The organism is Enterobacter sp. PI-10 (assembly GCF_027947695.1).
GTDB lineage: Bacteria > Pseudomonadota > Gammaproteobacteria > Enterobacterales > Enterobacteriaceae > Enterobacter > Enterobacter vonholyi.
In genome coordinates this window covers 195,158-207,932 of sequence record NZ_JAJNOG010000002.1, presented here as the reverse complement: position 1 = coordinate 207,932, position 12,775 = coordinate 195,158, and the positions used below count along the sequence as shown (strand labels likewise).

Below are 12,775 nucleotides of genomic sequence, written 5' to 3'. Positions count from 1 at the left end.
GGAGAGTCTGCTATGAAAAATAACCGTATTTGTCAGATCCTGGGTATCGAAAAACCTGTTATTCAGGGACCATTATCCTGGCTTACTGACGCCCGTTTAGTCGCTGCGGTCAGCAATGCCGGAGGGCTCGGCGTGCTGGGGCCCAACGCTGGGTTAACCGCCGATACCGCGGTCTCCACGCCGGAAGAGACCGCCGAAAAAATGCGTGAAGAAATTCGAAAAACCAAACGGCTGACCGAAAAACCGTTTGGTGTGAACCTGATCCCTACCGCCGTTAATGATGTCTGGACAGGGCCTATTCTTCAGGTGGTAAAAGAGGAAGGCGTCAGAGTCGTGGTGTATACGGGCTATGGGGAAGGCAGCATTATTCCCGCGCTGTTTAGTGAGTTAAAAGAGGCGGGTATTGCCATTATCTACCGCGACATCAACCCAACGCCGGAAAACACCCGTCTCGCAGAAGAAATGGGGGCAGACATTATCGTCGCCACCGGTTTTGACGAGGGCGGAACATTGCCCGCAACGGTGCTTGGCACCTTTTCCATCGTGCCGCTGATTGCCGATGCCGTGAAGCATATCCCGGTGATGGCCGCGGGCGGCATTACCGATAATCGCACCGCCAGAGCGGCGCATGCGTTAGGCGCTGAAGGCGTGTTTGCCGGTTCGGTCTTTATCAGCAGCGAAGAAAGCCGCGTGCCGCAGGGAGTCAAAGAGAAAATTGTTGCCGCCAACGGCCTGGACCTGCTGCTTTTCCGGACCCTGCCCCATTACTACCGCTCTCTACCCGGCAAGCTGGCGGAAAAACTGGCGGCGATGGATAAAGCAGGCGCAAGCAACGAAGCGCTGGGCAAGGCGATGGGAGGATTACGGGGCCTGCGCCTGGGCATGCTGGAAGATAACACCGATGAAGGCTATATCGCGCTCGGCACGGGGATTGGGAACATCCACAGCGTGAAAAGCGTGGCCGAGATCGTCAATATGTTAGCGGTTGAGTAAGCCCCTGGCGTCCTGACGGTTATCAGGACGCCCTGTGTTCTCAGGGAATAATCCGCGCGGCTCTCAGCTGCGCAAACAGGCGGAAAAACATCTCATCGGTCGCCTGCATTTGCGTAAAACCCGCCCTGCGCAGCTTGCTCCCGTCACCGAACATGTCGTAATCCCAGCTAAAGACAAAATCGGCAAACCGCCCGTCGCTCAGCTGCAGAATATCCGCTTCCACCAGCCGCTCTTCGGCAAGTTCGCGCCATACGCCGCGATAGTCGTTAAACAGCTGATGAAATGACAGCCTCACCGGCGGCGCAGAGTCCAGTTCAAACCAGCGTGCGATGCGCGGCCACAGCTCGCTCCAGCGCCAGATATCGCTATTGTTTACGTTGAAGATCTGATTCTGTGCCGCAGGTGACGCGGCGGCCCACAGCGTGGCCTCGGCCAGCAGCCCGGCGTCGGTATGATCCACAATGCTGTGCCAGGTCTGTTCTGAACCGGGAAAACGCAGCGGTAAACCCAACGCCTTGCACAGGGAGGCGTACAGGGCGATGCTCAGCGCAAGGTTCATGGCATTGCCCGGCACCGCGCTCCCCACCACGCCCGGCCTGATGGCATTCCAGTGCCAGCGTTTTCCCCGCTGAAACTGGCTGAGCCACGTGAGCTGTGCGGCGTTAAACTCGGCCCCCGGCACGCCGGGATCGCTTTCCCGCGCCGGGGTTTTAAACGGCCCCAGATGCGCGCCGTAGACCTTGTACCCCTGCATCAGGCTTATCGTCTGCAAAGGTGCCGCTGTTTCGAGGGTGCTGACCAGATTGCGCAGCATGGTGACGTTCGGCTCAACCATGTCCGTCCAGTTCGCCGCGTTCGCCCAGGCGCTGTAAAAGATGTGGGTGACACCGTTCAGGGAGCGCAGCGCCCGGGCGCTGTCCTGTTCATCCAGTAAATCGACCTTGACCATCGGAATGCCGTCAGGATGCGACCCGGCATGACGGCTGAGGCCAATCACCTCCCACTGATGGTTCAGGAGCGTGTTGACCAGCTGCCTGCCGACAATGCCGCTGGCGCCCGCGACCAGGGCGACGTTGTGTTGCTGCCTCTTACTCATGGTGTTTTTCCGTAAAGGGTGACAGCCACAGTGTGATATATTATTTTTTCTGCAAATACTCCCTGAAATCGATGGCACTTATAAGCAGAATCATTAAATGAATAACAAGCTCACCGCCATTTCTACCTTTCTACGCGTCGCTGAAGCAGGCTCGTTCTCAGCGGCCGCCCGTCAGACCGGGATTAAGCAGTCCGCCGTCAGTCAACAGATCGCGGCGCTTGAGGAAGCGCTTGGTGTGGTATTGCTGCACCGAACGACGCGTACGATGAAGCTGACCGAACAGGGTGAACGTTACCGGCGTGATATGCAGCTTGTGCTGGACGCCATGGGGGAAGCGGAGAGGCGTTTACATCCTGCCGATCATAGCGTTCAGGGACGCGTCCATGTCCAGTTACCGAGCGGCCTGGGCCAGATCTTTTTACCGCATCTGCTGGCGCAGCAGCGCCTGCATCCCGAACTGCAGCTGATGATTTCTCTCGATGACCGCCTTGCCGATCTGGTGACGGAGGGCGTGGATATCGCGATACGGCTGGGCAGCGAGCCTCCGCAGGCGCATGCGGCTCGCGTGCTGGGGCGTATTGAGGCGGCGCTGTTTGCCGCTCCCGATTTTCAGGCGGTACACGCCGTCAGCGCGCTGGCGACGCTCCCACACGTGCGGTTCAGCGGCATTCCACTGGATGCCCCCCTGCGCCTGATTTCTGACGAGGAAACGGTCGAGGTCAACGTGAATACCGTTTTCCGTGCCAACACCAGCGACGCGCTGCTGCAGGCGCTGGAATCCGGCATGGGTATCGGCGGCATGCAGCGACCGCTCGTGGCCAGAGCGCTGCAGGTGGGCACGCTGGTACCGGTGCTGCCCGACTGGCGGTTACCCGATCGCTTCCTCTATGCCGTTTATCCTGATGCCCGCTTTATTCCGCAGCGCGTCAGAAAGGTCGTCAGCGTGATTGAGCAGTTACTGCCTGAAATAATAAAGAAATGCTGATGATTCCCCCCGTAAATTACGTGCATTTTTCAACCGCCAGGAATAGAGTATTTTTACCGTATCCCCTTTTTCTGGAGCACTTATGCCGGAGTACTGTTTTTTCCAAAAAGGCCCAAACCTCATAGCAATCGAAAGCGCAAACACCGATGCGGCTGCACAGCTCATCGCCCAGGGGTTCGAAAAACAGTTCGAGGAGATCGGCGCCGCGGATGAAAAAGAGGCGCTTACCCGCCTTGCCGATATCCGTAAAAATAACGAGATCGATCGTCATAACTTCCTGGCCGGTGCGGGCGAAATGCCGCTGATCGGCGTGCTGGCGGCTGCGGCAACCTGGTTGATTCAAAAGAAATAACGCAACGATACTCTACCTCGCCACCGGCAAATCGGCGTACCGCGTTGTATAGGCCGGTGACAACATTTCCCGCTTCATCGCCCACGGTTTCTCAATGCCCTGCCCGGCAAACCATATCTTCCCTTTGCCGGAATGATTCAGGCTGTCGATCGTTTCCATCAGCGCCGCGCTGTTGGCGCGCAGGCGATTATCGTCAAACAGGTTAAGCTGGGCGACACCGCTGCTGAAAAAGTCCGCCAGCATGACCCCGGCCTTCATATAGCGATACCCGTCGAGCCATATCCGCCCCAGCGCTTCCGTGGCGGCGCGGATGATATCGCGCGAGTCATTGGTGGGCGTCATCAGGGTGACCGAAGCCTGATTGCCGTAATAAATTTCGTTGTCCGCATGCGGGCTGGTGCGCACAAACACGCTGATAAAACGACAGTATTGATGCTCGCCGCGCAGTTTCTCTGCGGCGCGTTCCGCGTAGGCGCAAATCGCCTGGTGCATTTCCTCGTACTGCGTAATACGGTGTCCAAACGAACGGCTACAGATAATTTGCTGCTTCGTGGGGGTGAACTCCTCCAGGTCAAGGCAGGGCTCACCGCGAAGCTCGCGGGCCGTACGCTCCAGCACCACGTTAAAATGTTTGCGAATGACCCACGAGGAGGCCTCCGCCAGCTCCAGCGCCGTGGTGATCCCCATCGCGTTGAGCTTTTTCGTGATGCGTCGGCCTACCCCCCACACCTCCTCTACCGGAACCTTCTCCAGCAGTTTACGCTGCCGCTCGCGGCCTGAGAGATCGACCACGCCGCCGGTGCCGGACCACCGTTTCGCCGCATAGTTGGCCAGCTTCGCCAGCGTTTTGGTCGGGGCAATACCGACGCCAACGGTTAAGCCCGTATTTTTAAAGACCTGCGAGCGCATCTGGTGACCAAACGCTTCCAGTGACAGGCAGTGACTGACCCCTGAAACGTTCACGAACGCCTCATCAATGGAGTAAATCTCTATGGCCGGGGCGAGATCGGTCAGCGTCTGCATTACCCGACTGCTGAGATCGGCATACAGCGCATAGTTCGAGCTAAAGACGTAAACTTTTGACGGATATAGCTTTTCTTTGAATTTAAAATACGGCTCCCCCATTTTTATGCCGAACTGCTTTGCCTCCCGCGACAGTGAAATAATGCAGCCGTCGTTATTGGAAACCACCACGATGGGCTTCCCCTCCAGATCGGGGCGGAAGACCCGCTCGCAGGAGGCGTAGAAGCTGTTCACATCAACCAGCGCGAACATGTTTATGCGTTTTAAGCGTGTGGGTGACGACGCCGAAGATCTGCAGCTCCTCTTCGGACTGAAAGGTAATCGGCTGATAGCGGACATTATGTGGCAACAACCTCAGAACCGGGCGCGTCTGTAGCTCCTTCACCGTAAACTCACCGGCGACCGACGCCACGACGATATCTCCGTGTTCGGCATTTAACGAGCGGTCAACCACCAGCAGATCGCCGTCGCCGATCCCCGCGCCAATCATGGAGTCGCCACTCACCTTGATAAAATAGGTCGCACTGGGGTGCCTTACTGCCAGCCGGTTAAGATCGAGACGATCCTCCACGTAATCCTGTGCCGGGCTGGGGAACCCACAGGCAACACGTTCTAAAAACAAAGGTAATTCAATGAGTTGTTTTGGTTGATAAGAAAAGAGAGTGTCCATAATGCCTTTCTCGCCGAATACTGTATATAAATACAGTATTACGGATTATGGACAAGGATCAAGGTCATTTCCGGAAGCGAACCCAAACGCGTTGAAGTGTCAGAAGATTTAAAACGCGCAAAGCCCGGAAGCACATGTCGGGCTTTGCGCCTGTGACGATCAGTCCATCAGCGTATTCAATGTTTCCAGCGCGGCAGGCGGCAGCTGCAGTTCTCCCGCCGCGAGGTTTTGCCGCAGATGCGCCACGGAAGAGGTGCCCGGGATCAGCAGGATATTCGGAGAACGCTGCAGCAACCATGCCAGCGCAACCTGCATTGCCGTGACGCCCAGTGAATCCGCGACAGCCTTCAGCCCGGACGATTGCAGCGGCGTAAAGCCGCCCAGCGGGAAGAACGGCACATACGCAATCCCCTGCTGCGCAAGCAGATCCACCAGCGCATCGTCACCCCGGTTCACAATGTTGTACATGTTCTGCACGCACACCACCGGCACCATCTTCTGCGCTTCTGCAACCTGGGTGGCCGTGACGTTGCTCAGGCCAATATGCCGCACCAGCCCCTGCTGCTGTAATTCTGCCAGGGTGGAGAGCGGTTCAGCAATCGACCCTTCCGCAGGCCCGTGTGCGCTAAACATGATCCGCAGATTCACCACGTCCAGCACGTCCAGCTGCAGATTACGCAGGTTGTCATGCACCGCCTGCGTCAGTTCCTGTGCGGAAAAGGCCGGCAGCCAGGCGCCTTTGTCGTTGCGACGGGCGCCAATCTTGGTGACGATCGTCAGATCGTCCCGGTAAGGATGAAGCGCCTCTCGGATCAGCTGATTCGTGATATGAGGACCATAAAAATCACTGGTATCAATGTGGTTCACCCCCGCCGCCACCGCTTCGCGCAGCACGTCCAGCGCGGCCTGCTTATCCTTCGGTGGGCCAAAGACGCCCGGCCCGGCGAGCTGCATCGCACCGTAGCCCAGTCGTTTCACCATCCGCGTCCCGAGCGCGTACGTCCCGCTTTTATCAATGCTGCTCATGTTAACCTTCCTCATAAAAATGATCCGGATTTACAACAGGTTCCTCACCGGAGCCCTTAGTTAAGCGCGAGTTAAATTAAAGTTTAAATTCTATACGACGATAGTATTGGTGTACCTCTGCATCCTTTCTAACGGACGACCGCTATGCTGAAAAATCTGCACGTGATTACCGGAATTATCTTTGCCCTCACCATATTCTGTCTGCTGCAAGTTGTCACGGGAGGGTTGTTCTACTCTGCCGTCAGCAACGATCGCCATAACTTCCAGAATTCCGGCGTGCTCAACGCCCAGCAGGAAAGCCTGAGCGACAGCGTGAACACGCTGGTGAAAACGCGCGTAACCGTCACCCGCGTGGCGATCCGCTACCTGAAAAACCAGCGTGACCCGGCTTCCCTTGCGGCGATCAATAAACTGCTGGGCACCGCAGGCGACTCGCTGGCAAAAGCCGAAGCCTATAACAAAGAGTGGCAGAAACTGCCGCAGGTTAAGGGCCAGGAGGCGGCATTGACCGACGAGATGCAGAAATCCTGGAACCAGATGCACGAAGTCATGCGTTTATCAATTGAGTATCTGCGCGCCGACAACTATCAGGCCTATGGCGATCTGGACGCCCAGCAGGCACAGGACGAGATGGAAGCGGTCTATAACCGCTGGCGCGCCGAAAACAATACCCTGCTGAAGGCGGCAACCGAAGAGAACCAGAGCAGCTTCACGCAGATGCAGTGGACGCTGGCGGCTATTCTGCTGGCCGTGATCGCGGTTCTGGTGGTCATCTGGCAGGGGTTACAGCACCTGCTGTTAAAACCACTCCACTCCATTATGAACCATATTCGCGCCATTGCAGGGGGCGACCTGACGCAGGAGATCGCTATCTCGGGTCGCAATGAGATGGGTCAGCTGGCCGCCGGCCTGCATGAGATGCAGCAGTCGCTGGTGACCACCGTCAGCGCCGTACGGGGAAGTACGGATTCCATCTACACCGGCGCAGGTGAAATTGCCGCAGGGAGCAACGATCTTTCCGCTCGCACCGAACAGCAGGCCGCCTCGCTCGAAGAGACCGCTGCCAGCATGGAAGAGCTGACCGCGACGGTTAAGCAGAACTCCGATAACGCCCGTCAGGCCACGCTGCTGGCGAAAAACGCCTCTGAAACGGCCGCGCGCGGCGGTCACGTCGTGGATAACGTGGTTCGCACCATGAACGAAATCGCCGACAGTTCGCAGCAAATTGCGCATATTACCGGCGTGATCGACAGCATCGCGTTCCAGACCAATATTCTGGCGCTAAACGCCGCGGTGGAAGCGGCACGCGCCGGGGAACAGGGCCGTGGTTTTGCGGTCGTTGCAGGTGAAGTCCGTACCCTGGCGAGCCGCAGCGCGCAGGCGGCGAAAGAGATCAAAGGGCTTATCGAGAACTCCGTCAGCCGGGTGAATACCGGTTCTGAGCAGGTCAGCGAGGCGGGCACCACCATGAAGGAAATCGTCGCCGCCGTTACCCGCGTGACCGATATCATGGGCGAGATTTCCTCTGCCTCTGACGAGCAGAGCCGCGGTATTGAGCAGGTGAGCCTGGCCGTTTCGCAGATGGACAGCGTGACGCAACAAAACGCCGCGCTGGTGCAGGAATCCGCCACGGCGGCGGCGGCGCTGGAAGATCAGTCCGAGCAGCTGCGCCAGGCGGTAGCCGCGTTTCGTCTGAACGGCAAAGAAAAAGCGGTAGCCCCGCGCCCGGCCAGCGTGAAAACGCCCCAGCTGTTGCGCCCGGCAACCGCAAACGCCTCCACCGACAGCAACTGGGAAACCTTCTGAGTTTCAGGCGGGCGAGAATATCGCCCGCTAGCGGCTGCGCTTGGCGTGTCGCTCCCAGTTCTCCTGTTTTGCTTCATCGGATTTACGCAGTGAAACGTAGCATGCCCCGCTGCCGCCGTGATGCGGCAGCGCCACGCAGAAGGCCTGCACTTCCTCGAACTCGGTTAACCAGCGTGCCAGATAGCTGCGCACCACATTGGGATGCGAGTTTTGCTCGCGCCCTTTCCCGTGAATGATAATCAGATTGCGTAACCCGTCTCGTCCGGCCTGGCGAATAAAAGAATAGAGCATCTGACGGCAGCGTTCGGCAGGCTGACGCAGGAGGTTTAAGCTGGCCTGGCGGGCATATTTACCCGAGTGCAGCTTATCAATAACGCCCTGCTGTACCCCTTCGCGCTGGAACGCCAGCGGCTCTTCCAGGGGAAGTAGGTCAAGAAAATCCAGCGTAAGGAAGTTATCCAGCTGTTCGCTATCCACCTCCTGGCGCGTCCGCGTATTGCGGCTGGGCTGCCAGTGAATATCCGGGCCACGCTTCAGCGGCTGGACATCTTCCATGGCGTCAAGAAAAAAGGATTTGTCGTCAGGGTTCATGGATATCCTCCGGCTACAACTGAGGACGGTACTATACCTGCGCCAGAGACAGGCCTCAATCACCGTTACAGGCCGCCGTGGGCCATAAATATTAACCTGATGAATATATATAGTATTTATAAAATGGATTTAAATCAGACTTAACTAAAATTTCAGCAAGAATGAAATAAGTGATTTGTGTTAAATTTTCGTAAAATCAAACACTCAACACCCTTCCATTTTGCGGAAAAGGTGTTATACCTAAATATACCTGCTTCATGGATATAATACTCAGGATTGGCGAAAGGACGCACTGCTGTGTGTACTGGAGGATCTGTCTGATGTCGGGCAGATCCTGTTTTTTTATTATCTCACTTTCACGCCACGATTATTTTCCTCGCTTCTCTCCTGAATTGCGTAATTAATGATTCAGCAAGGGGCGTCTGACGTGAATCACGGCGCTGAATTAAATAATATGCTGCTTTGGGAAGCGATTCGACAACCGGCAGCATGACCAGGCGGTGCGCCAGAAGCGGGTCACAGCCTAACTCCTGCGGCAATATGCTTAAAAAATCACTTTGCGCGACCAGGCTAATACAGGAAGAAAATGTTTCGCAGACCACACCAATTCGCGGTATTTGCGAGCGATGGCTAAATACCTCTTCTAACTGCTTATAATAACTTCCCCGCGGCGTCGGCATTGTCCAGTTATAATGCAGAAGTTCATTAATCGACGTTGCCCCCGTTGCCGGATGCCCTTCGCGACAAAATACCGCAAACGGCTTCTCGAAGAGTTTTTCAAACGTAAATTCCTGGTCGTAAGGTCCCTGATAATAGGTGTTAATGGTGAAGTCCAGCTCGCCCTGGCGTAATTCATTGATCATCGACACCAGCTGCCCTTCCATTATCCGCACCTTGACCTGCGGATGCTGCGCATGGAAGCGTGTGATAACGGCGGGCATAAGCGTGCGCGAAACGCTGGCTCCCATTCCGATGTTGATCTGCCCGGCCAGCTCACCCTGCCGCTGACGGATGTCATCCTGCGCGGCACGCAGCTCTTCCAGAATCAACCGGGCGCGCTGGTAAAAGCCCTCACCGCATTCGGTCAACGCGACGCCCTTACTCCTGCGCACGAAAAGCTGCGCCGCCATGCCCTCCTCCAGCTCTTTGATGGATTTGGTCAGCGCCGGTTGCGAAAGATTCAGCGTCCTGCTGGCACCGCGAATGCTGCCCTGACGCGCAACCTCAACAAACGCCCGGATTTGATGAAATTTAATCTGGAATGTCATAGCCCGACCGATAACCGTTGTTTATCAGAGTAAAGAAACTGTCATCTACTTTAATGGAAAGGGATGTGCGAGGGTAATTCCTGAACGGTTAAAACTGTGAAAAATCGGTTAGTGATAAGTAAAAACTATCACAGCGTGAAGCAGTTCACATATTTTAATGATGACAGGAACAGATATGGACACACTGGCGCAGTACATCCAGACGTTAACGCCGCAGCTGAGCGCGTGGCGTCGCGATTTTCACCATTTTGCGGAATCCGGCTGGGTAGAGTTTCGTACCGCCGCGAAAGTCGCGGAAATACTGGACTCGCTGGGTTACGCACTGGCGATGGGCCGCGACGTAGTCGATGCCGAAAGCCGGATGGGGTTACCCGATGACACAACCCTGGCGCGAGAGTTTGCCCGCGCGCGGGCGCAGGGCGCGCCTGAGAAATGGCTGGCGCCGTTTGAAGGCGGGTTCACCGGCATTGTCGCCACCCTGAATACCGGCCGCCCGGGCTCAACCCTGGCATTTCGCGTCGACATGGACGCCCTTGATTTAAGCGAAGCGCTTGACGACAGCCATCGCCCGTTCCGCGACGGGTTTGCCTCCTGCAATCCGGGCATGATGCACGCCTGCGCGCACGACGGCCACACCACGATTGGTCTGGGACTGGCACAGGTGCTTAAGCAGAATGAAGCCCGGCTCAACGGCACCATCAAGCTGATCTTCCAGCCTGCCGAAGAAGGAACGCGCGGCGCGCGCGCCATGGTTGCCGCCGGGGCGCTGGATGACGTGGACTATTTCACAGCCATTCACATTGGCACCGGCGTACCTGCCGGGACGGTAATCTGCGGCAGCGATAACTTTATGGCCACCACCAAGTTCGACGTGAGCTTCACCGGCGTGGCCGCGCACGCGGGCGGTAAGCCGGAGGACGGTCGTAACGCCCTGCTCGCCGCCGCGCAGGCCGCCCTCGCCCTGCACAGCATCGCCCCGCACAGCGACGGCGCATCCCGGGTGAACGTCGGGGTGATGCAGGCGGGCAGCGGGCGCAACGTGGTCCCCGCGAATGCCCTGATGAAGGTTGAAACCCGCGGCGAAAGCGAAGCGATTAATCAGTATGTCTTTGAACGCGCGCAGGCGGTGATTACCGGCGCGGCGGCGCTCTACGGCGTGAGCGCGGAGATGCGCCTGATGGGGGCAGCCACCTCCAGCGCGCCGACGCCGGCCTGGGTTGATTATCTGCGCGAACAGGCGAGCCGGGTTTCCGGGGTTGTTCACGCCATCGATAAGGTGAAAGCGCCAGCGGGTTCCGAAGACGCCACGCTGATGATGGCACGCGTGCAGCAGAACGGCGGCATGGCGTCCTATATGGTGTTTGGCACGGATTTGAGCGCCGGACATCACAACGAAAAATTCGACTTCGATGAGCAGGTGATGCCTGTCGCCATCGAAACGCTGGCGCGAACTGCGCTCAATTTCCCGTGGACGCGAGGTGTGTAATGCAGGAGAACTACGCTTTTATTGCCGATGCGATCGATACGCGATGTCGGACGTTAACCGATATTGCCGACGCGATCTGGGATCGTCCCGAAACCCGCTTTGAAGAGTTCTGGTCCGCCGAACGGCTGGCCAGCGAGCTGGAAGCAGAAGGCTTCACGCTGACCCGCGAGGCAGGCGGTATTCCAAATGCCTTTATCGCCAGCTTCGGCAGCGGAAAACCGGTTATCGCCCTGCTGGGCGAGTACGACGCGCTGGCCGGGTTAAGCCAGCAGGCACACTGCGCGACCGCGCAAACCGCCACGCCGGGGGCTAACGGCCACGGCTGCGGACATAACCTCTTAGGCACCGCGGCGCTTGCGGGCGCGGTGGCGGTGAAAAGCTGGCTGGAGCAGCACGGCGGCAGCGGAACGGTGCGTTTCTACGGCTGTCCCGGTGAGGAAGGCGGCTCCGGGAAAACCTTTATGGTGCGCGAAGGGCTATTTGATGACGTCGATGCCGCCGTCACCTGGCACCCGGAAGCCTTTGCCGGGATGTTTAACGTCAGCACGCTGGCGAATATTCAGGCCGCCTGGCGTTTTCACGGCGTGGCGGCGCACGCGGCCAACTCCCCCCATTTGGGACGCAGCGCTCTGGACGCCGTGACGCTGATGACCACCGGCACCAACTTCCTCAACGAACACATCATTGAGAAAGCGCGCGTCCATTACGCCATCACCGACACCGGCGGGATTTCCCCCAACGTGGTACAGGCGCAGGCCGAAGTGCTGTACCTGATCCGCGCCCCGGAGATGGCCGATGCGCAGCAGATCTACGAACGCATCGAGAAAATTGCCCAGGGCGCGGCGATGATGACCGAAACCACCGTCGAGTGTCGCTTTGATAAAGCCTGCTCAAGCTACCTGCCGAACCGCACGCTCGAGGCGGCGATGTATCGCGCCCTGCAGCACTACGGCACGCCGCAGTGGACCGAAGAAGAGCGAAAATTTGCCCGCGAGATCCGCGCCACGCTGACGCCCAACGATCTGCAAAACAGCCTGAAAAATATTGCCGCCACGGGTGGCGACGCGGGTAAAGCCTTTGCCCGTCGTCATCAGGCGACGCTGCTGGTAGATGAAGTCGCGCCTTACGCCGTCACCGACAACGTGCTGGCGGGTTCAACCGACGTGGGCGACGTCAGCTGGAAAATGCCGGTGGCCCAGTGCTTCAGCCCCTGCTTTACCGTCGGCACGCCGCTGCACACCTGGCAGCTGGTGTCTCAGGGGCGAACCTCTATTGCCCACAAAGGCATGCTGCTGGCCGGAAAAGTGATGGGCGCAACCGCGCTCAATCTGCTGCAGGACGCATCGCTGCTGAAAAAATGCCGTGAAGAGTTTGAACAGCAAATACAAGAAAAACCGTACGCGTGTCCGATCCCACAGGGCGTGACACCGTCACCTTTAAAATAAAAAAACATAACACAACACAACAACACTCCCGAGG

Annotated in this window: 12 protein-coding genes; 6 read left to right on the top strand and 6 right to left on the bottom strand. The window is 57.6% G+C overall.

Translation table 11 applies throughout. From position 1 onward, the window contains the following. Positions 1-12 precede the first annotated feature (12 nt). The gene (locus LRM19_RS05525; protein ID WP_271367760.1) at positions 13-993 is read left to right on the top strand and encodes an NAD(P)H-dependent flavin oxidoreductase; all 981 of its coding nucleotides are present in this window, start codon (positions 13-15) and stop codon (positions 991-993) included. A gap of 40 nt (positions 994-1,033) precedes the next feature. On the opposite strand, the gene LRM19_RS05520 is transcribed toward LRM19_RS05525, so the two are convergent. After that, on the bottom strand, positions 1,034-2,089 hold the full coding sequence (locus LRM19_RS05520) for an SDR family oxidoreductase (RefSeq protein ID WP_271367759.1): 1,056 nt from the start codon (positions 2,087-2,089) through the stop codon (positions 1,034-1,036). A gap of 97 nt (positions 2,090-2,186) precedes the next feature. Here LRM19_RS05520 and LRM19_RS05515 point away from each other — a divergent pair, with 97 nt between their 5' ends. Next, on the top strand, positions 2,187-3,074 hold the full coding sequence (locus LRM19_RS05515) for a LysR family transcriptional regulator (protein ID WP_271367758.1): 888 nt from the start codon (positions 2,187-2,189) through the stop codon (positions 3,072-3,074). 82 nt (positions 3,075-3,156) lie between these two features. Next, positions 3,157-3,426, top strand: coding sequence for a hypothetical protein (locus LRM19_RS05510; protein ID WP_271367757.1), 270 nt, complete (start codon positions 3,157-3,159; stop codon positions 3,424-3,426). A 12-nt stretch (positions 3,427-3,438) separates the two neighbouring features. Here LRM19_RS05510 and umuC read toward each other — a convergent pair whose 3' ends face one another. From umuC to LRM19_RS05495, 3 genes are all read right to left on the bottom strand, one after another. Then, a complete protein-coding gene (gene umuC, locus LRM19_RS05505; RefSeq protein ID WP_111965703.1) occupies positions 3,439-4,701 on the bottom strand; it encodes a translesion error-prone DNA polymerase V subunit UmuC in 1,263 nt (420 codons plus the stop codon). Then, positions 4,685-5,119 carry a translesion error-prone DNA polymerase V autoproteolytic subunit gene (gene umuD / locus LRM19_RS05500; protein WP_271367756.1) on the bottom strand — a complete coding sequence of 145 codons (435 nt, stop codon included), beginning with the start codon at positions 5,117-5,119 and terminating at the stop codon, positions 4,685-4,687. The genes umuC and umuD overlap by 17 nt, the downstream gene beginning before the upstream one ends. A gap of 159 nt (positions 5,120-5,278) precedes the next feature. Beyond that, positions 5,279-6,145 carry an aldo/keto reductase family oxidoreductase gene (locus LRM19_RS05495; RefSeq protein WP_271367755.1) on the bottom strand — a complete coding sequence of 289 codons (867 nt, stop codon included), beginning with the start codon at positions 6,143-6,145 and terminating at the stop codon, positions 5,279-5,281. 144 nt (positions 6,146-6,289) lie between these two features. On the opposite strand from LRM19_RS05495, the gene tcp reads away from it, so the two are divergent. Further along, a complete protein-coding gene (gene tcp / locus LRM19_RS05490) occupies positions 6,290-7,951 on the top strand; it encodes a methyl-accepting chemotaxis citrate transducer (RefSeq protein WP_111965700.1) in 1,662 nt (553 codons plus the stop codon). 27 nt (positions 7,952-7,978) lie between these two features. On the opposite strand, the gene smrA is transcribed toward tcp, so the two are convergent. Together smrA and LRM19_RS05480 are read right to left on the bottom strand one after the other, a co-directional pair. After that, positions 7,979-8,542, bottom strand: a complete 564-nt coding sequence (smrA, locus tag LRM19_RS05485; protein ID WP_271367754.1) for a DNA endonuclease SmrA — start codon at positions 8,540-8,542, stop codon at positions 7,979-7,981. Between the two features lie 356 nt (positions 8,543-8,898). Further along, a complete protein-coding gene (locus LRM19_RS05480; RefSeq protein WP_111965698.1) occupies positions 8,899-9,810 on the bottom strand; it encodes a LysR family transcriptional regulator in 912 nt (303 codons plus the stop codon). A 175-nt stretch (positions 9,811-9,985) separates the two neighbouring features. Here LRM19_RS05480 and LRM19_RS05475 point away from each other — a divergent pair, with 175 nt between their 5' ends. Then, positions 9,986-11,296 (top strand): M20 family metallo-hydrolase, encoded by a 1,311-nt coding sequence (locus LRM19_RS05475; protein WP_271367753.1) that lies wholly within the window; start codon positions 9,986-9,988, stop codon positions 11,294-11,296. Continuing rightward, complete coding sequence (locus LRM19_RS05470) at positions 11,296-12,741, top strand: M20 family metallopeptidase (RefSeq protein ID WP_271367752.1); 1,446 nt, start codon at positions 11,296-11,298, stop codon at positions 12,739-12,741. The genes LRM19_RS05475 and LRM19_RS05470 overlap by 1 nt, the downstream gene beginning before the upstream one ends. Positions 12,742-12,775 lie beyond the last annotated feature (34 nt).